This window comes from Hansschlegelia zhihuaiae (genome assembly GCF_004103825.1).
Classification (GTDB): Bacteria; Pseudomonadota; Alphaproteobacteria; order Rhizobiales; family Methylopilaceae; genus Methylopila; species Methylopila zhihuaiae.
Map to the genome: position 1 here is coordinate 41,302 of NZ_RYFI01000023.1, position 24,312 is coordinate 65,613.

At 63.5% G+C, this 24,312-nt stretch carries 13 protein-coding genes; 6 read left to right on the plus strand and 7 right to left on the minus strand.

Annotated features, from left to right (window positions below; all coding sequences use genetic code 11):
* Positions 1-24: 24 nt before the first annotated feature.
* From EK403_RS19255 to EK403_RS23425, 6 genes are all read right to left on the minus strand, one after another.
* Positions 25-3,063 (minus strand): type III restriction-modification system endonuclease, encoded by a 3,039-nt coding sequence (locus EK403_RS19255; protein ID WP_128779087.1) that lies wholly within the window; start codon positions 3,061-3,063, stop codon positions 25-27.
* Positions 3,064-3,073: 10 nt separating this feature from the next.
* Entirely contained in the window at positions 3,074-4,978 is a 1,905-nt protein-coding gene (locus EK403_RS19260) for a site-specific DNA-methyltransferase (protein WP_128779088.1), read from the minus strand.
* A gap of 10 nt (positions 4,979-4,988) precedes the next feature.
* Positions 4,989-5,684 carry a DUF4391 domain-containing protein gene (locus EK403_RS19265; protein WP_128779089.1) on the minus strand — a complete coding sequence of 232 codons (696 nt, stop codon included), beginning with the start codon at positions 5,682-5,684 and terminating at the stop codon, positions 4,989-4,991.
* Positions 5,681-8,950 (minus strand): helicase-related protein, encoded by a 3,270-nt coding sequence (locus tag EK403_RS19270; RefSeq protein ID WP_128779090.1) that lies wholly within the window; start codon positions 8,948-8,950, stop codon positions 5,681-5,683. Before EK403_RS19270 ends, EK403_RS19265 begins: the two co-directional genes overlap by 4 nt.
* On the minus strand, positions 8,934-9,794 hold the full coding sequence (locus tag EK403_RS19275) for a WYL domain-containing protein (protein ID WP_128779091.1): 861 nt from the start codon (positions 9,792-9,794) through the stop codon (positions 8,934-8,936). Before EK403_RS19275 ends, EK403_RS19270 begins: the two co-directional genes overlap by 17 nt.
* 70 nt (positions 9,795-9,864) lie before the next feature.
* Positions 9,865-10,524: a hypothetical protein gene (locus tag EK403_RS23425; RefSeq protein ID WP_245479799.1), complete on the minus strand. Its 660-nt coding sequence runs from the start codon at positions 10,522-10,524 to the stop codon at positions 9,865-9,867.
* Between the two features lie 234 nt (positions 10,525-10,758).
* Between EK403_RS23425 and EK403_RS19280 the strand changes: the two genes are divergently transcribed.
* The 6 genes from EK403_RS19280 (at position 10,759) to EK403_RS19305 (ending at position 22,749) form a co-directional block, all read left to right on the plus strand.
* On the plus strand, positions 10,759-12,747 hold the full coding sequence (locus EK403_RS19280; protein ID WP_245479800.1) for a PD-(D/E)XK nuclease family protein: 1,989 nt from the start codon (positions 10,759-10,761) through the stop codon (positions 12,745-12,747).
* Entirely contained in the window at positions 12,747-16,145 is a 3,399-nt protein-coding gene (locus EK403_RS19285) for a UvrD-helicase domain-containing protein (protein ID WP_128779098.1), read from the plus strand. Before EK403_RS19280 ends, EK403_RS19285 begins: the two co-directional genes overlap by 1 nt.
* A 4-nt stretch (positions 16,146-16,149) precedes the next feature.
* A complete protein-coding gene (locus tag EK403_RS19290) occupies positions 16,150-17,328 on the plus strand; it encodes a DUF6361 family protein (protein WP_128779093.1) in 1,179 nt (392 codons plus the stop codon).
* Positions 17,318-19,174: a phospholipase D family protein gene (locus tag EK403_RS19295; RefSeq protein ID WP_128779094.1), complete on the plus strand. Its 1,857-nt coding sequence runs from the start codon at positions 17,318-17,320 to the stop codon at positions 19,172-19,174. The genes EK403_RS19290 and EK403_RS19295 overlap by 11 nt, the downstream gene beginning before the upstream one ends.
* Positions 19,164-22,316, plus strand: a complete 3,153-nt coding sequence (locus tag EK403_RS19300; protein WP_128779095.1) for a helicase-related protein — start codon at positions 19,164-19,166, stop codon at positions 22,314-22,316. The genes EK403_RS19295 and EK403_RS19300 overlap by 11 nt, the downstream gene beginning before the upstream one ends.
* 127 nt (positions 22,317-22,443) lie before the next feature.
* Positions 22,444-22,749, plus strand: coding sequence for a helix-turn-helix transcriptional regulator (locus EK403_RS19305; protein ID WP_128779099.1), 306 nt, complete (start codon positions 22,444-22,446; stop codon positions 22,747-22,749).
* On the opposite strand, the gene EK403_RS19310 is transcribed toward EK403_RS19305, so the two are convergent.
* Complete coding sequence (locus EK403_RS19310; RefSeq protein ID WP_128779096.1) at positions 22,727-23,983, minus strand: tyrosine-type recombinase/integrase; 1,257 nt, start codon at positions 23,981-23,983, stop codon at positions 22,727-22,729. The two genes, EK403_RS19305 and EK403_RS19310, sit on opposite strands and share 23 nt — an antisense overlap.
* Between the last annotated feature and the right edge of the window lie 329 nt (positions 23,984-24,312).

Genomic DNA, 24,312 nt, shown 5'->3' on the forward strand with positions numbered 1-24,312 from the left:
TCCCGCGCAGTGTGGACCGGTATGTCAGGCAACGGCACCGCTCACGATGTCCATGAGCTTCGCATAATCCGTCACCACGTCATACCTCACCCGATCCTGAGTGATTTTCTGGCTGATCTCCCCAAAGAATTTCCGGGCACACTCGATCTTTGTTTTTTCGATCTCTCGCAGCTTCATAGACGACATTGTGCCCTTTGTTTCCGCCACGAAGTAGATGTGCTTCACGCGTCCAGCTTTGAAGGAGATCGCCCAGTCAGGGTTATAGTCTCCCACCGGGGTCGGAATCAGGAAACCGCGAGGCAGCTTAGCGTAGACGACAACCTCACCGCTGCTATCCAGCTGCTTGACGAAATCGCGCTCCACATCGGAGTCTATGATTGCATAGTCATAGACGTGGTTTTTGAGCTTGGCACTCGCGCGTGAGAAATCCTGTCCGGTCTGCGCGGCGGTGAAGATGTCCACGTCATAACGCTCATCCACTTCGTCATAGGCCAGCCGTTCGATCACCATCGCCGCCTTCTGCTCGGCGATGATCCGGGACGCCTCCGCGATGAAGTGCTCGGGGTTCTCTCTGAACTGACTGAACACACTGGCCTGGATCCCCGTGAGGATGTCGGCCACGGTCTTGCGCGTCAGCTCGGTGTTTTCGGCGACCTTTCCGAGAAGGTCGTATTTCACGAGAGAATGCACCGAGCCACCACGCTCAGTCGTCGAGCCGGTGAGCGAGAAACCGTCGCCGGCCTTCAGTTGCTCATCGGTCAACCCTTCGCCCTGGACACCGGTCTGCACAGTGTACTGAAGCGGCGTGACCCAGAGCTGGCTGTCGAGCGCGCTCACGCATTTGCGGACCAGTTCGTCGGAATCGAACTCTACGCGATAGACGGCCTTCTGGTTGATGCGTTGCCAGAGTTCTTGGAACTCCTTCTTCTCGAAATTGTCGTTCAGTGGATTGCTCTTGGGCTTCCGGCCATCGTCTACCTTCGGCAACTGAGCATCGCTGAACACGCTGTCAATGATCTGGAAAATCTGGTCCGCGTGAGGCGTCAGTTCGTCCGGCAACGCCGCCAGCGTCCCGGCCTCCTTGGCCTCGTGGTACGCCGAGGTAATCTGGTCCGCGTCATCCGAATAGTCGTTCTTCATCAGATAGCGATATATCTGCTTCGCCATCGCCGGCGTGATCTCGATCGGCCCGGCATCGGTCGTGATGGTCTTCCCGGTGAAGTATGCCTCGGTCGCCTTACGGGGACGGGAAGTCAGCGTGTCGGCGATCTCCTTCTGGAGGCCGCTGACGAAAGCCGTGTAGCTCTCGCTGGCTACGACGGTCAGGATGTTGATATCGTGGACCACGGCGGGTTTGTCCATGCGGTCGCCGTTCTGATCGACCGACAGGCGCAGCCCGCGGCCGACTTCCTGGCGGCGCGAGATCGTGTTGTCGCTGTGCTTGAGCATGCACATGACGAACACGTTGGGATTGTCCCATCCTTCCCGGAGCGCCGAGTGCGAGAAGATGAAGCGGGTCGGTTCGCCGAAGGACAGTAGCCGCTCCTTGTCCTTCAGGATCAGATCGTAGGCGTCCACGTCGTCGGAATCGACTGCGCGTGCCCCGACCACGGGGTCCTTTAGCCGGTTCGTTTTCTTGTCGATCGAGAAGTAGCCATTATGGGTCGCCGCCGCGTCGATTCCGGCCAAGTGCTTGCGATAGGCCTCGCCGTCAATCGCCAGCTCGGACAGGTATTCCTCTTTGAGAAGCTCGTATTCCTCCTCAAAAACGCGAGCGTATTCGCCCTTTTCGTCCGATTGGGCATAGTCTCGGTATTTCACAACCTCGTCGATGAAGAAGAGAGACAGCACCTTAATGCCCTGGGCGAAGAGCTGCTTCTCCTTGTCGAGGTGCGCCTTGATCGTTTCCCGGATCTGGATGCGCCTTATGTCGCGCTCGGACACATCGCCAGTCGCCTCGCCGGCATGGAGCACCACGCCGTTGGTGAACTCCACCGTATCGTTGCGGGCGTCGATCTGCGCGATGGTGAAGCCGTTGCGATACTGGTCCAGCTCCCCAGACTCGGCGAACAGGTCGTCACGGAACTCCAGACGCTTGAGCTGGCGCTTGATCTCGCCGGACTTCAGCCTGACCTCGATCTCGAGCCGCGCCACCGGCGCCTTCTTCGAGATGTCGATGCCCTCGAGATAGAGATAGGCGTTCGTACCGGCGAGACCGCGGGTCTGGATACCTCGCACAGCGATCTTCTTCACCAGCTTCTGGTTATAGGCGTCGAGCGCGTCGAGCCGGTGGATGCGGTTATGCTCAGTCCGGTGCGTCGCCGAGTAGCGAAGGATCATCAGCGGCTTGAATTTCGGCAGCGCCTCCATCGTGGCGGCGCCTTCCATCTTCTGCGGCTCGTCGAGGATCAGGATCGGCCGGTTGCTGGCGATAACATCGATGGGCTTGCGCGACTGGAAATCATCCAGCTCGTCATAGATGCGGCGGTTGTCGGCTCCCCGGGCGTTGAACGCCTGGATGTTGATCACCATGACGTTGATGCCCGCGTCCGATGAAAAGCTCTCCAGCTCGTGCAGCCGCCTGGAGTTGTAGATGAAAAAGCGCGCCTTCTTGCCGTAGCTTTCGGTGAAGTGGTCAGCAGTGATCTGGAGCGATTTGTAGACACCCTCGCGGATGGCGATGCTGGGCACCATGATGATGAACTTCGACCAGCCGTAACGCTTGTTCATCTCGAACATGGTCTTGATGTAGCAATAGGTCTTGCCGGTGCCCGTCTCCATTTCGATGTCGAGGTTGAGCCTGCACCCGGCGCTGGAGACCAGCTTGTCCGAGATCGGCAGGTTCTGCCGCCGCTGGACGTCCTTGATGTTCGCCAGCACCTGAAGGTCGGTCAGGGCAAGATCGGCGTTTTTGAAGCCCTCCTCGAAGGCGCTCACCTGCGCCTTTCGGCCTGGGTCGATCCGATAGGTGATGCCGTTCACCAGCGGCTGACCGGCGAAGCAGTCCACCACCGAATCCACGGCCTGGGTCTGATAGGGCTGGACCTTGAACTTCAGCTTCATGCTCGCCCCCTCAGATCGACCGAACGTCGGTGCTGGGGGAGAGCTGGCGGAAGACCTGCTCGACGTTGATCTTCACGGCGTCCGATACGAACCCGTTATCGCGGAAGACGACGCGCAGCGGTTCGCGGCTGGCAAGCTCCTTCACCAGTTCCTCGGTCACACCCACATCGAAGCAAGCGACGAGGGCGTTTTCATCCACGAAGAAGACATTCTTGCCCTGCACCACCTCGCGCCGGATCGGCAGGGCTAGGTCCACGCCCCAATCGACCAGAACCTGGAACAGCAAATCCTCTGGGGTGCGGTCCGGCTTTATGTTGTCGACCGCCTGAAGCAGGTCCTTTTGATCGACCTGGTCCGGGCGATAGTACACATCCTGCATGTTCGACGTGTCAATCTTGAGAGTCCTGAACCCGACGTCACCATTCCAGTCGGCGTGACGGGGCCCCGTTGCAATCGCACGACCGGAGCGACGAATTCTCTCTTTGGTAATTTCCGCAATGTTGGAGAAGCCGGCCTTCCGGGCTTCGGTTCCGTCGCCCACCTCTTCAGGGAACTGAACCAGGATAAATTGCCGGTTGCCTCCGTCCTCGGCATTTTGCTCCAATACGGCGACACCAGTGGTCCCTGAACCAGCGAAGAAGTCCATTACGATATCTGACGATTTCGCCTCGGTGCCGATCTGAATAATGCGACGAAGGAGATCGACGGGCTTTGGGTGATCAAACACCTTGATCCTGTCGAATAGCGCGCTGAGTTCCTTGGTTGCTTTTTTGTTTCCGGCGCCGTCATTCCATAGATCAGAAACCTCCTTACGACCGCCTTTTAGATAGTGCTTCTGATATACTTGCCATTTGGATACGCCACCCCGAGTAACTTTCTTCCACTCAATCATACCTTCTCGGACGAGCTTCTTATACGTGTCCTTGCTGCAAACCCATCTGCTTTCGTATCCCTCTGGCGCGATCGGGTACACGTCTCCGCCATCAGGGTCCTGTACAGCAAAAAACATGGTTGGCCGATCTTCTCGGCGGTTCTCTCCACCAGTACGCCGCAGCGAGCGCGTCAGATATCGCCCCTTTTCATCCTCCTGGTCGTATAGCGCCATCTCCTCCTCAGACATCGGCAGTCCAAGTAGACTGCTCTCCGCGTTCTTTGAGAAAACAACGATGTAATCGAGCTCGCGGGCAATCCCCCTGCTACCGCTTCCCATCCGCGTCCCGGTAGCCCTGGAAATAACGCCTATACAGCAGTCGTTTCCGAACACCTCCTTACCAACAGATATAAGATTTGCGAGCTCAAGAACGTCAATCGAAACAAAAATAAATCCTGATTCATGAAGAAGTGACCGCGCAATACGGAGGCGAGAGTAAATCATCGAAAGCCAATCTGAATGAAATCGGCCATTTGACTCCGGGTTCGCAACCATACGATCCCGACTAGGCTCTGCTTGGCCGGATTTTATGAGGTAGGTTGCGAAATCGTCTTCGAAGTCATCGTCGTAAACAAAATCATTTCCGGTATTATACGGCGGATCTATGTAAATGAGTTTTACGAGGCCAAGATAGTTTTCAAGTAAGAGCTTTAGCGCCTCGAGATTGTCACCTTCGACGAAAAGGTTCTTAGTGCGATCAAAGTCCACGCTTTCCTCCCGCGCCGGACGAAGTGTTTTCGCAATCGGCGCGTTGGCCGCAAGAAGAGCCTCTCTCTTCCCAGGCCAGTTGAGGTGATAGCGTTCCTGAGGACCTTCGAGGGCATGATCGCTCAACTCCTGCCGAAGCTGATCGAAATCCACCGTCAGACGCGGTTGCCCGGTCTCCTCGTCGTGCGCTTCAGTCACACAGCCAGGGAACAGTTCGCGGACCTTCGCGATGTTCTCCATGGTCAGATCGGAGCTGTGCATCTTCAGCTTTTCCATACGTATCCCTTTACTCACTCGTAGCGGCGCCGACAGGATCGCCCGCGGTTAGACGCTCCAGCTCTTGTTTGGCCGTGCGCAGCTCGGCATTGATGACGACGCGCTTGTTAAATTGCTTCTCGCGGGCGAGGCGGGTCTTGATCCGATCCACCTCGCGCGTCTTGGCCCGGATCGCTTCCATGCGCGCCACGCGCGTCTGAATGTCTTCGTCCGCCGCCTTCGCCACCGGCATCATAGCTGTGAGAATGGCGTCGTAGAGCCCGCCGAGATTGAGCGCGACGGGCAGGGGCTGGCGCGGCGCATCGTCCGGCGCCCAGTCGGTCGCGAAATACTCGCTGACCACCCACTTGGCCGCATCCGCATCGCTCGGCCGCTTGAAGGCAGCAACTGCTCTCCGCTTGCCCGACCAGGTGAGCTCGAAGATCAACGGAAAGGGAATGGCGCGATCAATGGCGCGCAGCACCTCGTCGTCCAGCTTGTTGGTCCGCAGGCTGACGCCGAACACCTGAATCTCGCTCACCGCTCGCGTAGCGGCGAGGTTGATGGTCTCGGGCGCCAGCTTGAATTTCCAGGCGATCTGATCGACCTGGGTGACGAACAGGTCCTTCAGCGCCGTATTCGCGCCAGCGTGCTCATAGATTCTCGTCTTGGGCACCACGCGGCCGAAGGCGGCCGCCTTGGGATAGTCGAAGAAGACGGCGGTCATGCAGGCGCCTCCTCCACCACGAGGAAGGCGATCAGCTCAAAATCGTCGAGCCCCGCGATGGTGTGGACCAGCGCCGTGGTCCGCCCGGCACTGAACAGGCTGTCGAGGTCCTTCTCCTCCTTTACCTCGATCATCGAACGGATCGCCGCGCTCAGAAGCTCGGAGCATTGCTCCATCTTCCGGCCGTCCTGCGTCCGCTCGTTGAACAGGCGGCAAACCGCCTGGATCGGCTCAGCTCGGCCCCGGCAACTCGTGCGGATCAGATCGAGCAGTCGTTTCACCTCGGTATGGTCGACGACGACATCCCCGTCGCTGCCGACATAGACCAGGTAATAGGGGTGAAGGCGGTTCTGCTGGTTAATGTTCACGCTGTCGTAGATGTTCTTCAGCGCAAAGATCACGCCCGGCAGGAGCCCGAGCGCCGGCTGCGCCGGCACGACCGCGTGCATGCCGTTGGGCAGATGCTCAAGGTCGCCATTCTCCTTGATGTGGTTCAGGAGATCCATGCGGAAATCGTTGAGGCCAAGATCGGTGATCGATATCCCTGTCCGCACGTCCTCAAGCTCAATTACCTCTTCCTGTAGGCGCTTGAGCTGCTCCTTCCGATAGGCGATGTCGCTACTCTTGGCGGTGAGCACATTGTCGTCGCCGGTAGCCGTGACGTCGGCGATCACCATGCGATTTTCGACGCGCTCCTTGAGGTTGATGTACTCGTCAAGCGAGATGTCCGGCCAATAATTGACGAGCTGGATTTGCGTGTTCGGCGACCCGATACGGTCAATGCGCCCAAAGCGCTGGATGATCCGCACGGGGTTCCAGTGGATGTCGTAATTGACCAGGTAGTCGCAGTCCTGAAGGTTCTGGCCTTCGGAGATGCAGTCCGTACCTATCAGGATGTCGATCTCGCCAGCCTCATGCGGCAGGACCAGGTGCTTCTCCTTCGAGCGCGGGGAGAACAGCGTCAGGACGGACTGAAAATCGTAGCTTTTCTTCAGCGTGGTCTTCGGCGCGTCGGATCCCGTCACCAGGCCGGAATTGAGTCCGTGAGATTGCAGGAAGGCCGGCGTCAGGTTGGCATAGAGGTACTTCGCCGTGTCGGCGAAGGCGGTGAAGATGAGAACCTTGCGATTGCCGGGGTTCAGCGGCTCGCCAACCTTACGGGTAATAACGTCCTTGAGGTGCTGAAGTTTGGCGTCATCATCGGGACCGACCTTGTCCATCGAGGCGATCAGGTCCCGGATCAGGGCGAGGTCAGCCTCCAGATCGTGCTTCCAGGACGGCAGGTCCATGTCCGCGAGGCTGATCTGGATCTTCCTGCCGACCGTAAACTCGTCGAGCCCGACCAGGTCCTCGTCGTCGTCGAAGCCAGGATCACCGAGATGATCGGTGACACTCGCCGAGCCGCCGGTCCGTTCGAAGGTCGAGATCGCATCGAGCGTCTGCGCGATGTTCCCACTCAGCGCGCGCAAGGTAAGCCGGAAGGCTTCGACCGAACTTTCCAGCCGTTTGAGCAGGTTGGTGGTCATGAGAGCCTGAAGGCTCCGCTCGCGATCCGCTTGGCGCAGCTTGCCGCGCCCGCCCTCGACCTGGGTGTCGTAGATCTCTTCGTATTTGCGCAGCCGGCTCGACAGGATGTAGCTGATCGGGGCGTAGACAGCGAGTTTGAGCACCGACAAGTGGCTGAAGATGTCGTTGAGCCCGAGCACGTCGGGCCGGTGGGTTATCGGGCACTGATGAGACAGCGGCTTTCGGCGCTGCGGGAACTTTCCGATATCCTTCGTGTCGTAGAAGGTCTCGATATGCTTGCGTGACCGGGCGATCGTCACCGCGTCGAGCAGCTCGAAAAAATCGAACTCGAGCGCCTTGAGGATGGCGGCCGCCGTCCGCTCCGGTGGCGGAAGCTCCGACCAGGCATTGAAGGCCTTCTGGGCGCGCCGAAATATCTCCTCGACCCCTGTTTTAGTCTTGAGGTGCCGGCTGAGGTTTTCGGACTCCCCTTCGTAGGCGAGGGCAAGCTGATTGCGCAGATCGTTGAACCGATTGTTTACCGGCGTCGCCGAGAGCATCAGAACCTTGGTCTTCACGCCAGAGCGGATGACCTTGTTCATCAGCTTCTGGTAGCGTGTCTCCCGGTCCTTGAAGACGTCGTTGTTCCGGAAATTGTGCGACTCGTCGATGACGACGAGATCGTAGTTGCCCCAATTCACGCGGTTAAGCGGGATGCCGAACGACTCTCCCGAAGTGCGGGAGAGATCGGTGTGGCACAAGACGTCGTAGTTGAAGCGGTCCTTGGCAAAGATGTTGGTCGTCAGGTTGGTGTTGTAGTTCCGCCAGTTGTCGGCAAGCTTCTTCGGGCAGAGCACCAGAACCGACCGATTGCGCAGCTCGTAGTATTTTATCACCGCGAGCGCGGTGAAGGTTTTGCCGAGGCCAACGCTGTCCGCCAGGATGCAGCCATTGTGCATCTCCAGCTTGTTGATGATGCCAGTCGCCGCGTCTCGCTGGTAGTTGAACAGCTTGTTCCAGACGAGACTGTCCTTATAGCCGGTCAGATCGTTCGGCAGCGCATCCTGATCGACCTCTTCGAGGAAATCCTGGAAGATGTTGTAGAGGATGTGGAAATACATCCGCTCGGGGGAATTTTCCTGGTAGACGGACTCGATGTGGTCGCAGATTGCGGCCGTTACATCGCTGACCTTCTCCTCATCGTTCCATATCTGGCCGAAGAGCTGAAGGTAGACCTGCGTATGAGCGGCATCGTCGATGCGGGTCACGAGGTTGGAGACCGCGTCACCTTTCTGGTAGCCTAGGTCGACGGCCGTGAAACCGCTGATCGGCATATACGCGACGTCGCCAGCTTCCGAACCCGCATGGATGAACTGCTGCATCGGCGCCCTGGTCGTGTTCGACCTGAAGCGCGCCTTCTTTCGAATCCACTCGGCGCATTCGCGAGCGACAGCTCGTTGCGTCAGCTTGTTGCGAAGCTGTATCTCGAATTCGGTTCCGTACACCCCCCGCTCGCGCGTCGTCTTCGGAATGAAGAACTCTCGCCGCTCCTTGCGCAGACGGTCGGTCACTTCCATCGGTACGAAGGTCGGGGCGGTGAAGATGAACTCGAGGCTCTCGACCTTCGACAACTCCGATTTGAGCGCCTCGAAGGCGTAGATCGAGAAGCACGACGCCGCGATCTTCAGCCGCGTACCGCGTCTTACCGTCGCCTTCAGATCGTCGCCGAGAAGCAGGGAGGTGTTATCGATGATTTTCATCGACAGCCCCCTCACGCAGAAGCACGATTTGCTGATCTTGCGGGCGCCGAGCCTCCGGCGGCGTATCGAGCCCCAACCGTCTCAGCGCATAGTAGCGCAGCGCCTTTCGAACCTGAATCTGAGCACGTCCCCCTCGCATGCCGTAGTCGAGGGCAATGATCCGTTTTTGGCTTTCGGAAAGTTGCGGATGCGGCCCTATTTCCAGCGTGACGAGTTCGTTCCAATCGGCATCATCCTCCGGCGACACTCCACTCGACCGAATCGACCTGACCTCTATGATCCGTGAGAGCAAAAAGTCCTTGAACGACTTGCTGACCTCACAAAAGGCGCGGGTGTGCCACCGGAACCCGTCAAAGCCGATTGCATGCGGCGCGATCCATCGCCAACGTGGATCATCGCTGGAGAGCGATTGATATTTGATCTCGACTGCCTGGTTTTGGCGGATCGCCGCAAGCACTGTTCGCAACGTATCGTTGTTGACCCCACGGGCCGGCACAGGCGGTCCGGCATAAGGGGGGGAATGAGCAATCCAGGATTCGGATGAGGCCAAAATGCCTTCAGCGACGGAGCGAAGCTGGTTGAGGTACTGTCCAGCATCTGGCTTTAGAAAGCAGGGCTGAAACTCATTGCTCGCGATGTAGCGCTTGGCACTCTTATCGTAGATGGCGTTGCGAGGCGCGCGCTCCTGGTACAGCGTCAAATCTTTCGACGCCTGTGGCACGGACACGTCGAACGCTTCGATGATGTCCGAACGATTCACGCCACCTTCCCAGTAAAGACGGAACTCGATGAATTCGAGCCGGCGCTCCACACCCCATTTCAATGCCGCAGCGGCCTCTGGCATTGCTTTCCTGCCTCCGCGCGCCGATTAGGATAAAAACTATATGGACGCATCGACGCGATCCATGTAATTATTATTCCCATATGGGGCGATCCGTCAATGGTGATTGACTGGATGGTTTTGGGGTGGGGCGCGACATGCGGAAACGCGGTTCAGGGATTGAAATCACCAACAAGCGGACCGCCGGCGGCGCGGCCAAGGCGTTGCGCAACCCCAACAGCAGCACGCTCGCAAAGACGGCAGCCGCATCGACGCCGGCCCAGCGGCTCAACAGCAAGTAATGCCCGGAAGGAGAGCGGCCATGACCATCGCACATCGATCCACACTGGTCGTTCACGGCCGCCTCGCCATGCGGGAGGGCCGCCTGGCGGCGGGCCGTGACGGTCGCCATGGCCTCCAGATCATGTCCTTCGAGCAGGCGGCCGTCCGGCTGGCCGGAGGCTTCGTCCGCCCTATCGACGACGAGAGCCTGCGCGCGGCCATCCAGGCGGCCCTGCCCACAACGCCGATGGGCGAGTTGGAGAGCATCAAGGCTCTTCCCGGCATGATCGACGCGGCGGCTGACACGCTCCACAAAGCCTGGCGCGCGGGCATCGATCTGGCCGCACACGCGGCGGATCATCCCCGTCTCGCCGCCATCGCGCGCCTGGAAGCGGCCGTTCTCGACCAGCTTCCGCCCGGCATGATGCGACCTCTCGATATCGTCTCCGCCGCGACCGCCCGCATCAGTCATGCACCGGCGGTCCTCGGCCCGATGGAGATCGTCGGCCTTACCGAACTCTCGCCCTGCTGGCGGCCGCTGCTCCAGGCCCTCACCGCCCATATTCCCGTGCGGTGGTCGGCCGGCCCGAGGAGCGTTCCCGCATGGCTGGACGGCACCGGCGTCACGGTCGCGCGCGCACCGGCGCAAGCGCCGGGGATCAGCGCCGTCAGCGCCGCGACGGCCTATCATGAGGCCATCGAGGCGATGCGCTGGGCGCGCAGCCTGCTTGCCTCGGGCGTCTCGCCTTCGGAGATCGCCATCGCGACCGCCTCGCCCGCCGACTATGACGATCATTTCCTGGCCCTGCGCGCCGACGCCAACATCGACCTGCACTTCGTCCATGGCGTCCGCACCATCACCACCCGCGAGGGCCAGGCGGCTGCGGCGCTGGCCGACATCGTGGTCCGCGGCCTGTCGCAGTCGCGGCTTCGCCGCCTCGCGGCGCTCTGCCGGGACAACGGGCCTTTCGAGACCCTGCCCGAAGGCTGGCTGCGCGTTCTGCCGACCGATGCGCCGCTTTCGACGCCGAGCGCCTGGAACCGCCTTCTGGCCCGGTTGACGCCGGAAGACTGGCCCGACGGCGCCGACCATGTTCCCGCACTCCGCACAGCGGTCGACACTCTGGCGAAAGGATCGGACGCCGCCAGCGAGATCGGAGATGCCTTCCTCAAGGGCCGCGCGCTCGCGATCTGGCGCAAGGCGCTGCTCGCCGGCCCTGCCGCCTCGATCGACGCGACGCTCGAAACCCTGAAGCAGGACGACGGACTGGAAGCGTGCGTCTGCGTCGCCTGGATGCCGGCCAGCGCACTCGCCGCGTCGCCTCGCCGCTTCGTGCGGCTCCTCGGGCTCAATTCCTCGCGCTGGCCGCGCGGGATCGCCGAGGACCGGCTGATCCCGGACCATATCATCCCGACCCCAGTGCTCGATCCGCTGCCGGTCAATCTCGCCGACCGCCGAGATTTCGAGACGATCATCGCCACGACGGCAGATACCGTCGTTCTCTCGCGCGCCCGACGCGACAGCGACGGGCGTCTATTGGGACGCAGCCCCCTGCTCGCCGGTCGGAGCGACGAAACCTATCTGCGCCGCAACGCGACGCCGGCGCACGCTTTCAGCGAGACCGACCGCCTCATGGCCCGGCCCCAGGAGTTCGCGGCCGATCCGCAAGCGGTCGGCGCGCAGGGCTGCTGGCGCGACTGGCGGCGGGCCGAGATCACTCCCCATGACGGGCTCGTGCGGGCGGATCACCCGCTCGTGCTCGCCATCCTCGGCGGCACCCAGTCGGCCAGCTCGCTGCGCCGCCTGCTGCGCAATCCGCTCAGCTTCGTGTGGGTCTATGCGTTCGGATGGCGTGAACCGCAGAGTAGCGCCGAACCGCTCGTCCTCGACGCGCTCGGGATCGGCGACCTCGTCCACATGGTTCTCGACCGCGCCTTGCGCGACCTCGAAGCCGGCGGCGGCCTTGCTTCAGCCGACACGGAGACCATCGAAGCGGCGGTGGCCCAGGCCGCGCAGGCCGTCGCCGCCGATTGGGAGAGCGAGCGCCCGGTTCCTCCGTCCGTCATCTGGGGGCGCACCCTCGACGATGCCCGCGTGATGGCGGGGCGCGCCCTTTCCTATGGCGATGAGATCCTGCCCGGAGCGCGCGCCTTTGGCGAAGTGCCGTTCGGCGGCTTGGAGCCGAAATCCGACGCCGAGACGCCTTGGGATGCGAGCACGCCGGTCACGATTCCCGACACGGACTTCCGCATCGCCGGCTATATCGACCGGCTCGACATCTCGGGCGACGGCAAGCGCGCGCTCGTGCGCGACTACAAGACCGGCCGACCGCCGCGGGGCGAGATCCGGCTGAACGGCGGACGCGAGCTTCAACGCTGCCTCTATGCCTTCGCGGTGAAGGCGCTCCTCGGGGACGACGTCGCCATCAGCGCCTCGCTGCTCTACCCGCGCGAGCCCGTCGATCTTCAGCTCGACGATCCCGAGGCCGTGCTGGCAGAGATCACCGGCTATCTGCGCGCGGCACGGTCGAGTCTCGCCGGAGGCGCGGCCCTGCCTGGCCCGGATACCGGCGGCGACTATGACGACCTCGCCTTCGCCCTGCCGGCCAACGCCAGCGCCACCTATTGCAAACGCAAAATGCCGGCCGCCACGGAGCGGCTTGGCGATGTCGCTCAGGTCTGGGAGGCGGAATGATGAGCAGTGTGTCCAAGGTGCTGAAGGACGACGGCGCGCGCCGCGATGCGATCAGCCTCCATGATCGCTCGATCCTGGTCGAGGCCGGCGCGGGCTCAGGCAAGACCGCCGTCATGGCTGGCCGCATCGCCGCCATGCTGGCCGAAGGCGTCGCGCCGCGCTCCATCGCCGCCGTCACCTTCACCGAACTCGCCGCGAGCGAGCTGCTGTCGCGTGTCCGCGAGTTCGTCGCCGATCTCTCGGCCGGCACGATCGCGACCGAGCTGCGCGTGGCGCTGCCCGATGGGCTGTCCCAGGCCCATCGCGACAACCTCGCCGCCGCCAGCGCCGCGATCGACGAAATCACCTGCTCGACCATCCACGGCTTCTGCCAGCGCCTGATCAAGCCTTATCCGGCGGAAGCCGACATCGATCCCGGCGCCGGCGTCATGGACCGCAACCACGCCGATCTCACTTTCCTTGAGATTGTCGATGGCTGGCTGCGCGAACGCCTGTCCGGCGGCCAGGGCGGCATCCTGGCCGAGATGGTGCTGCACAGCCCCAGCGAGACCGTGGCGCTCATCCATAAGATCGCCGAGAATCTGCGCCGCCGCCCCACGCTCGCGGCCCCGCCCATCTCTCCGCTCGACGGGTGCCTGACGGCGTACCGGCAGGCCGCCGCGGATTTCGCGGGCTTCATGGATGGCGCGGCTGCGGCCGAACCCGAAACGGTGACGATCGTCGAGCGCCTGGCCGAAATGGCGACCGCCGTGGCGAACGGTCCCGACCCCGCGACGCCGGCGGGCCTCGTTCGCCTACTGACCGCGCGTCCTCACCCGGACCTTTGCACCAAGGCCGGCGCCTTCGCCTCCTACCGCAAGAAGGGCAAATGGGCCGCCGCGGCCAAGGAAGCTGGTCTTCCCAAGGCCGACGGCGATCGGCTGAACGACGCCGCCGAAACCCACTACACCGCCTGCTGCGACGCCTGGGTCGCGCTCGTGCAAGCGGCCGCCGGCCATGCCCTGGCGGCGATGATCGACGAAGCGCGACCGATCCTGCAACGCTATCGCGACCACAAGCGCGCCAGCGCCCAGCTCGATTTCGACGATCTGATTTTCGCGGCGCGCGACTTGCTGCGCGACCACGATGCCGTGCGCCGGGCACTGGGGCAGCGTTTCGCCCATGTCCTCGTCGACGAGTTCCAGGACACCGATCCCCTGCAAACCGAAATCTTCTGGCGACTGTGCGGCGAGCCGGTCGATGGCAATGACGACTGGACCCGGTTCCAAATCCGGCCGGGCGCGCTCTTCCTGGTCGGCGACCCCAAGCAGGCGATCTATCGCTTCCGGGGCGCCGATGTCGGCGCCTATGTGCAGGCGCGCGACGCCTTCCGCGCCCAGGACCCCGGCAGCCTCTTGTCGATCTCTACCAATTTCCGCTCCTGCGCCTCGATCCTCACCTTCGTCAACGAGCGCTTCGAGGCCGTGCTCTCGGCCGATGGGCAGCCGGGCTTCACTGCTCTCGACCCGTTTCATGATGACCGGGGCGGCCTGTGCGTGGCGGCCCTCGACATCGCCGTGGCCGACGAAAACGGCAAGGCCAGCGCCGAGCGGCAGCGTGACGCCGAAGCCGACGCCATCGCCGAGCTGTGCGCCCGGCTGATCGAAAGTCACCCCGTCGTCGACCGTCGCAGCGGCTCGGAACGTCCCTGCCAGCCGGGCGACATTGCCTTGCTGGCGCCGACCGGCGCGGAGCTGTGGCGCTACGAGGAGGCCCTGGAGCGCCGCGGCATCCCCGTGGCGACCCAGGCCGGCAAGGGGCTGTTCCGCCGCCAGGAAATCCAGGATCTCATCGCCCTGACCCGCGTCCTGGCCGATCGCCGCGACACGCTGGCGCTCGGTGCGTTGCTGCGCGGGCCTCTGGTCGGCCTCACCGAGGAAAACCTGCTGGACATCATCTGGGCGCTTCCGCGCTCGGAGGAACAGCCGGATCGGATTCCGCGCCTGGATCTCAGCATCGACCCCGCCCTCATCACGCACCCGCTCGCGCGCGAGGTCATCGAACGACTGCAATCTCTCTCCCGGCGCGGTAACAGCACGACCCCGCACGAGCTGCTCTCGCAGGCCGTGGACGTGATGCGCGTTCGCCCGCTCCTCCTCGAGCGCCATCGCGGTCAGGCCGAGCGCGCGCTCGCCAATGTCGATCTCTATCTCAGCCTGTCGACCAGCTACGCCGTGCGCGGCCTGCGCGCCTTCGCCGAGGCGATGACAACGGCGTGGTCCGACGAGGCGCGTGCTGTCGAGGGCCGGCCCGACGCGCAGGAAGAAGCCGTTGCGCTCTTCACCATGCACGCGGCCAAGGGGCTGGAATGGCCGATCGTCATTCCGGTGAACACCATGACCGGCGTCATGGCGCCCGAGAACGCGGTCATCGACCGCCAGACGGAAACCTTCTTCTGCCCGGTCCTGGGCGTCCCGCCCGAGGGATACGAGACGGCGCGTGAGGCGGAAAAGGACGAACTGGATCGCGAACGCATCCGCCTCTGGTACGTCGCGGCCACTCGCGCCCGCGAACTCCTCGTCCTTCCCCGACTCGACACCACACCGTCGAAGTCCGCCTGGATCGGTCTCGTCGACCTGTCCCTCGCCGAGTTGCCCGGTCTGGACATCTCCCACCTGCCCGACAGCATCACGGCGGCAGGGGCTGGAGCGGCCAATGCCCAGACACGCGCGAGCTTCGCCGCCGAAGCCGAAGCCATCGCCGCCGCGCAGATGCGGCTGACCTGGCTTGCGCCCAGCCGCGACGAAAACACCGCCGGGACCGTGCTGCGGGAAGAAGAAGCCGCGCTCTGGACGGGATCAACCGACGACCAGCCTCCCGCGCTGGAAGCCGTCGCTCTCGTGCAGGGCGGCCGGGAACGCGGGCTGATCCTCCACAAACTGATGGAAGAAGTGCTGACCGGCGAAACCCAAGAGGCGGAAGCCGCGCTGACCGAACGGGCGGCGGACCTCATCCGCGCCCTCGGCCGGTCTTCGGTCGCCGACCCGGCGACGGGGCTGTCGGCTCAGGAACTGGCGGCCTGTGTCGCCCGGACCCTGGCCCTGCCCGACATCGCAGCCCTGCGGCCGGGTCTTCTGGCCGAATTTCCCGTCTATGCCGCACAGGCGGCCGACGGCGTGGAAACCGCAACGGCCGGGATCGCCGACGCCCTGACCCTTACGACCGAGGGCCGCCCCGCCGTCGTTGTGGACTGGAAGAGCGATGTGACGCCGGCGCCGGGGACGCTCGATCACTATCGCGCGCAGGTGCGAGCCTATCTCGACATGACCGGCGCCGAGCGCGGACTGATCGTGCTGATGACCTCCGGCTCCGTCATTCCCGTCCTGCCGACGAAGCCGACCGAGAGCGAGGCAGCCTGAGCCCATGTCGTCTCTTGCCTGGATCGATTTCGATGAAGCTGAGCGGCAGCGTGCGCAACGCATCATGGCGCTCTTTCAGGAGCGCGAAACCCGTGACGAACTGGGGCTTGGGGCGATCCGCGATTCCATCGCCGATCACCTCTTTCCAGGCACGAGCACGATCCAGACGCGCCTGCGATACATGCTGTTCATTCCCTGGCTCTATCGGACGCTGGAAAAGCGCGAAGTCCCCGAGGCGCAGCTCCGCGCCGAGGCGCGCGACACCGAGATCCGGCTTGCCGACGCCTTGAAAGCCGGTGGCGAGTCCAACGGCATTATCGGCCGCGATGCGGGACCGCGGCTCCAGCGGCTGCCGAGTTCCGTCTATTGGGCCGGGCTCGGCGCGTGGGGCATCCGGGTCTTTCCCGGCTCGCTCGACAGCTTGTTCGTCACCTTACGGGGCCGCGGCCGTTCGCGCGGCGCATCCGGCGGCGAAGACGCCCTGGCCGGCGCGCAGGCGCCCGCCGTCTGGAATCCGGCCTTGCCGCAGATGCCCGGCGACCTGCTCGAACGCGCCATCTTCCGCCTGACCACGGACGAGGCGCAATTCCTGATCGACCGCCTGGTCGCCAGCCAGCCCACCGCGCTGCTCACGATGCTCGCGCGCGAAGGCATCGACGCGGACTGCGACTATATCTGGACGCATCCCCATTTGTCGGCGTTTCCACCTGCCGCGCGCCGCCTCGTCCAGCATGGGGAAATCTTCTCCCATGTGATGCACGGCGCAGCGCTGCTCTACAACCTCGCGCTCAGTGAACTGCGCCAGCGCGACGACTGGATCGACGACTATCGCGGTCGGCTTGATGCCTGGAGCGACGAACTCGATGCCGGCGCCGTCCGCGCGTGGTCGCTCGATGATTTCTGGAGCGTCGTGGAGCACCCGGCGCACGCCGTCCGACCGGCCGCCAAGCGCTTCGTGACCGAGTGGCGTGAGCTGGTTCTTGCCGGGACGGAGCAGGTGCTCTCAGCGCCCACGGCGCGGCAGCTCGTCGAGGAGCGAGAACGCCGGCTCAAGACCAGCCAGTCCCGCTACGCCAATCACGCTGTCCGCGACCGCTGGACCGGCGCATCGGGCGCCGACCGCCTCAGCTTTCGCTGGGCGCAAGCCAAATCCCACCTGCGGGACCTCGCCCATGTTGAATAGGCGCAGCCTTGATCCCGAACAGCGAACGCTCTACGGTGCCAATCTTCAGCCACCGGCGGGCTACGTCTTCGACGCGGCGGTCGCTACGACCTTCTCGCTCGACTTCGAGACCACGCTCGCCGTGCCGGTCAGTCTGGCGCTCTTCGCCGCAGAGAACCGCGACGACATTCTCTCTCACCCTCTGGCGCTGCTGGAGGGAGCCGAGCGCATCGCCGGCCGCCTCGTCGTCTTTACCGACGCCGGCCATATCCAGGCGAGCGCGAGGCCGCATTCCCGCCTTTGCTCGTTGCTCGAACGGATCATCGTCGAGGTCGCCGCCCCTCAAGGCGGGGCCTTCCATCCCAAGATGTGGGCGCTGCGCTTCACGCCGCTGCGGCCCGAAGCCCCGGCGCGCTTGCGCCTACTCATCCTCTCCCGAAACCTGACGCACGACCGCTCCTGGGATATTGCCGCCACCCTCGACGGCGTGATCACCAAGCAGCCCAAAGCCATCAACCGCCCGGTCGCCGACTTCCTTCGCCAGCTCCCCGACCTCGCGACCGTCGGCGCTCCCGATGGAACGAAGACCCTCGTCGATGAACTAGCCGAAGACATGCGGCGCGGCGAATGGAGCCTGCCCGAGCCGTTCCAGAGCGTCTCCTTCGCGGTCAACGGCCTCGGCGGCAAGCCATGGCGCCCGGAACCCTGCGCTCGGCTGGGCGTGGTGTCACCGTTCTGCGACGATCAGACCCTGTCGATGCTCGCTGGCCTAGCCAGCGCCGAAAAGCCCATTTTCATCGGGCGATCCGACGAACTCGCCCAGGTGCCCGGCGCCACGCTGGATGGCTTTGCCCGCGTCGCCGTGCTCGACGAGATGGCTGCCACGGAAGATGGCGAGGAGGAGGACGCGGCGGCCCTGCAAGGGCTCCACGCCAAGGCATTCATCGCCGAGCGCGGCTGGGACACCGCGATCACGGTCGGCTCAGGAAACGCCACCCGGCCGGCGCTGCTGACCGGCAGCAATGTCGAGATCTTCACGACCCTGACCGGCAAGCGGTCGCGGGTCGGAAGCGTCGAGGAAATCCTTGGCGACAAAGGATTCGGCCGGCTGACGCGGCCGTTCGTCCGCGACGAGACGAGCGCCGCCGATGCCGCGCAACGAGCCGCCGAGGCGCGTTTGGACCAGGCCCGGCGCGAGATTTGTCGCAGCGGCCTCAAGCTCTGTTGCGAGCGTGGCGAGCCCGCCGCCGATGGCTCGCCAGTCTGGCGGGTCTGGCTGGTCCCTTCCGAACCGCTTTCGCTTGCCGGAGTCGGCGTCTTGCGTGTTTGGCCGATCACGCGGGGCGAAGGCCATGCACGCGATGTGCTGGAGCCGCTTCGGCAAGGACAGCCCGCCGACCTTGGCACGATGCCGTTGGTCGATCTCACGCGCTTCCTCGCTTGTCATCTGACGGACGAGACGGAAGACGTCTCGATCCTGTTCAGCACCGGGCTCATGATGGAGGGACTGCCCGCCGAGCGTCACGCCGCCATCCTGCGCTGGGTGATCGACAGCAAGGACGCCTTCTTTCGCTATCTCCGGCTGCTCCTGTCCGAATTGGGCGACCCCTTCGCCGCCGCCCTCGCGGCCCAGGATGGGTCAGGACAGGGCGCCTGGCGCGCGGCAAGCGACGACGCGCCAATCCTTGAGGAGATGGTTCGGGCCTTCTGCCGGGGCGGCGACCAGCTCCGCGCCATCGAACGACTGATCGCGCGCCTGGAAGCCGGCGACGGCGCCGATACCGATCCAATTCCAACCGAGTTCCGCGCGCTCTGGGACACCTTCCGAATTGCGCTCGCCACCCAGGATGCCGCGCATGCCGAATGAACGGTTCCGCGCCGATACGGCGCTCGCTCCTCTCAAGGCATTTCAGCGGCGCACCGTCGATTATGTCTTCGATCGGCTCTACGGCCAGGACGATCCAGTCCGCCAGTTCCTGGTTGCCGACGAAGTCGGCCTCGGTAAGACGATGGTGGCGCGCGGGGTCATCGCCCGCATGATCGAGCACCTGTGGGACACCACCAAACGGATCGACATCCTCTACATCTGCTCGAACCAGGCGATCGCCGCCCAGAACCTCAACCGCTTGAACGTCCTTGGGCGGCGCGAGCTGGCCCTGCCAACCCGCATGACCCTCGTTCCCCTGCAACTGCGCGACCAGGTGGGCCTAGACGCCAACAAGGTGAACTTCATCAGCCTGACGCCGGGCACGACCTTCGATCTGCGCTCCGCGACGGGCGTGACCCAGGAACGCGCTCTGCTGTGCCATCTCCTGCGCGATCTCGTGACGCGCCCGCGGGGCCTGCACAACCTGTTGCAGGTCACAGCCGGCATCGACGGCTGGAACCGCGCCGTGGACAATCTCACCCTCGAAGGCGTCGACAAGCGCATCATCGAGCGCTTCCGCCGCGACGTGCAGGCGGATCGCGACCTCTTCGAGGAACTCGAACGGGTTTGCGAACTCTTCCCGCGCCGCCGGGACGCCTATCCCCCGGAGATGACGCAGCCCCGCAACAGCCTGGTCGCCCGACTCCGCGCCAAACTGTCCCATGCCTGCGTGGACGCGCTGCAGCCCGACCTCATCATCATGGACGAGTTCCAGCGGTTTCGGGATCTGCTGCACGGCGACAGCGACGCGGCAATCCTCGCGCGCGAACTGTTCGACTATTCAGGAGGCGACGGGCACGCCGCCCGCACCCTGCTGCTCTCCGCCACGCCCTATCGGATGCTCACGCTCGCCGGCGACGAGCCGGACGAAGGCGATCACTATCAGGACTTCCTGGAGACACTGAGCTTCCTCTACGGCCGGGAAAAAGGGCCGGAGGTGACGGCCACGCTGGCGCGAGAAATGCGCGCCTTCCGCGGTCTCCTGCATGCCCTGCCGCGGTCACACGCCTCAGCGGTCGAGACCCGCCAGACCATCGAACGGCGCCTGCGCCGGGTGATCGCGCGAACCGAACGGGTCGCGTCCACGGTCGAGCGCGACTCCATGATGAGCGAGCCCGCCGTCACAGTCTCGGTCGCGCCCGCCGACCTCGCGCAGGCATCGGCCGTTTCCCAGGTGGCGCGCACGCTCGATGCCCCCGAGATCATCGAATACTGGAAATCCTCGCCCTACCTGCTCAACTTCATGCGCCACTACAGCCTGAAACGGCTGCTGGAAGACCAGGCCAACGCTCCTTCGGCCGCGCTCCGCACCGCAATCCATGCGGCTCGACCGGCCATGCTCGATCACGACGCCATCGACGCCTACGCGCCGCTGGACCCGGCCAATGGCCGCATGCGCGCGATCATGGACGACATCTTCGGCCAGCACCTCGAACAAAATCTCTGGCTGCCTGCCGCCATGCCCTATTACGGCGACCCGGGATCCGGGGCGCCGCTGACCAAGGCGCTGATATTTTCGTCCTGGTCCATGGTGCCCGACGCTGTCGCAGCCCTCCTCTCCTACGAAGCCGAACGGCGCATGGGCGTCGGCGAATCCGGCCGGCGCTATTTCGAGCAGCATCGCCTGCGCCCCTTGCAGTTTCGGCAGGATCACGGTCGGCTCGCGGGTCTGCGCGCGCTGCTGCTGATCTATCCTTCGCCGGCTCTGGCCGAACTGGCCGATCCGCTGGCGGTGTTCAGCGAAAACGAGTCCGCGTTGTCGCTGGAGGGAATGCGCTCCGCTGTCGGCGACCGCCTCAAGCCCGCCATCGGTGCTTTGCAGGAGGGAGCGGTATCGCATCAGGACGCGAACAGCGCCGAGTGGGCCGCCCCCGCCGTGATCGATGATCTGCTGGGCGCGCGGTCCCGCGCCTGGCTGGAGACGCCCCACGGCATGCGCGCCCTAGCGAGCGAAGACGCCTACCAGGATCATGTCGCCGAACTGGCGGCAGCGGTGAAGACGCGCGACATTGGCGCTACGTCCGCTGATCTATCGGACCTGCTGGTTGACGTCGCGCTCGGCAGTCCGGCCATCTGTGCGCTTCGCGCGCTCAAGCGGATCGCGCCCGAGCTGGCTTGGGACGACCCGCGCATGCTCAGCGCCGCCGCCGAAGTCGCCTGGTCGTTCCGCACGCTGTTCAATCAGCACGACGCGGTCGCCCTGCTGCGGCGGGATACCGACGATCACTACTGGCGCCGCGTGCTGGTCTATTGCGCTCAGCACAATCTTCAGGCCGTCCTGGACGAATACGCCCACTACCTCGTCGATGCCGAAGGTCTCGGCGCCCGTCCGGCCGAGGAACGTGCCATCGGCGTCGCTCGCGTCATGGCTCAGGCCCTGGCCATCCGCCCGTCGCAGATCGACGTCGATGACGTGCATGTCAACGGCGAGTCTCTCGCCATCAGCAAATTCCAGATGCGCGGTCGCTTCGCGATGCGGCTCGCCGACTACAAGGACGAGGACGGCGCCGTCGCGCGGCTCGGAGGCGTGCGTGATGCGTTCAACTCACCGTTCCGACCGTTCGTTCTCGCCACCACGTCGGTGGGCCAGGAGGGGCTGGATTTCCATCCCTATTGCTATCGCGTCTATCATTGGAACCTGCCGGGCAACCCGGTGGACCTCGAACAGCGCGAAGGTCGCGTCCATCGCTTCAAGGGCCATGCCGTGCGCCTCAACCTAGCCGAGCGCCAAGCAACTGTCGTCAGGGGCCGTGGGCAGGCTCCTGACGATCCGTGGAAGCTGATGTTCGAGCGTGCGCGATCCGAGGCTGCGGTCGACACCGACCTTATCCCCTACTGGATCTACGAAGGTTCGGTGCGCGTCGAACGGCGCGTGCCGATGCTACCGTTCAGTCGAGAAGTGACGCGACTCGCCTGGCTCAAACGCAGCCTCACGGTCTATCGCCTGGCCTTCGGGCAACCACGGCAGGACGATCTGCTCGACTACCTGCAAACTCTGGCCGGCGATGGTATGGACACCAGCCTGCTTGGCGACCTGCAAATTAGGCTCGAACCCGAGGCTCTCGACGAGTCAGAACGATAGCGGCGGCACGCCTGCCGACAATCGCGCGTCCTCCGCCGATTTGCACGCCAGAGCCCGATGCGCTTCTACGCCCGTCAATTCGAGCTTTCATTCCGCGTCGTCTATCGCCTTCTATCCATCCAAGAAGATGAAGGAAGGATTTTTTCAGGTGAAGCCACAAGCGCAAGCTGCCGTGACGCGGACCATCCGGCGGCATGAACTTAGGGAAATGGTCCCTCTCGCCGATACCACGATCTATGACATGGAACAGCGCGGTGAATTTCCCCAGCGCTTCTATCTCACGTCCCGCTGCGTGGTCTGGGATTTATCCGAGGTCGAGGCCTGGCTGGAAGATCGGCGACGTGCATCACGCGCCAAGGCAGTGAAGCGCGCGCCCATTCCGGACGTCCAGCTCCGCAAGACCCGTCCCATCAAACATCCGGCTCGGGCGTAAGCAGGTCCATCGTCGGCGGATAGAGGGTCGGCGTGTATTTCTGGCCAGCGACCCAGGCGTCCACCAGGTTGGACCATTCCTGCATCATGTGCCGGCGCTGATGCTCGTATTCTGCCTTGTTGTAGATGCCCCGTGAGGATCGCCCGTCCTCGTGCGCCAGGCACTTCTCGATCCAGTCGCTGTTGAAGCCCAACTCGTTCAGCAGGGTCGAGCCGGTGCGCCGGAGATCGTGAACCGTAAAGGACTCCAGCGGCAGCCCTTCCTTCTTGGCCCGCTCCACCACCGCCGTCGTGATCCGGTTGAACGTCGCCCGCGACATGGGCGCGTCGGCGTCGTAGCGCGACGGCAGGACGTATTTGGAATTGCCGGCGCAGGTCTTGAGAGCGATGAAGATGTCGAGCATCTGCTGAGACAGATAGACGTTGTGCGCTTTCGAGCGCTTCATCCGCTCCTTGGGAATCGACCAGACGGCGTTCTCGAAATCGACCTCATCCCAAACCGCGTCCTGCAATTCGCTCTTTCGTACCATCGACAGCAGGATCAGCTTTATCCCGAGCCGGATCGTCGGCAGCGTCGCCACATGCTCGATCTGGCTGAGCATGATGCGGATCTCCGCCGGAGACAGGGATCGATCCTTCGGCACGAAGGTCGCGATCGACGCCGGGCCAACTTCGTCGGCCGGGTTAGCGACCTTCTCGCCATGCAGGATGGCGAAGGCGAAGACCAGCTTCACGATGTCCCTGACGTGGACCGCCGTTGCCGGAGCTCCACGCTCCTTCACCTTCGCACACAGCCCGCGCAGATCCTCCGGCAGGATCTCCGGCAGCAGCCGGTTGCGAAACGCCGGAAGAATGTCGCGCTCGAAGATTGATCGACGCATGGCGCGCGTGCTGTCCGCCATTCGCGCTTCCTGAAGCCAGCGCTCACCGAACTGGCCAAAGCTCTTCGCCTCCTGGAGGCGACGCTTCTCGCGCTGCTTTTCCTGCGCCGGCGAGCGGCCCTCCGAAATGGCGCGTCGAGCATCGACCACCTTCTCACGCGCCCGAGCCAGGGAGAGCCCGGCGGGACCGTAGCGCCCCAGCGTCAACGTCTCCCGGCGGCCGTTCAGTCGGTAGTCCAGGCGGAAGACGATCGCGCCCGAGGGCTGGACCACGACATACATACCGTCACGGTCCACGATCTTGTATAATTTCTCTTTCGGTTTCAGTGCCTTAATGGCGGCGTCGGTCAACATCCACACCCTCCAGATTGGTCAAAATATGCCGGAGAGCGCCCAATTATACCGTCAGGCCAAAAACGGCCCTTCCGATTGGTATTTTCCCTGTGTTTACAGAGCATTACGTCAAAAAATATACCGTCAGAAGCTCTCTTAGCCCTGACGGTATATGCGATTTTCGGATGAGACAAGATGCGCCATACCGTCAGCCATACCGTCATTCCGGAGGCTAACCCAGCGATAGATGCCGAAAGATTTCGAGATATTTATTTATATATTTCAGTCACTTATGTCGCATCGTGGCGTATTTTTGGATACGCCCGGATGGGCAAAAATCATTCCCACTC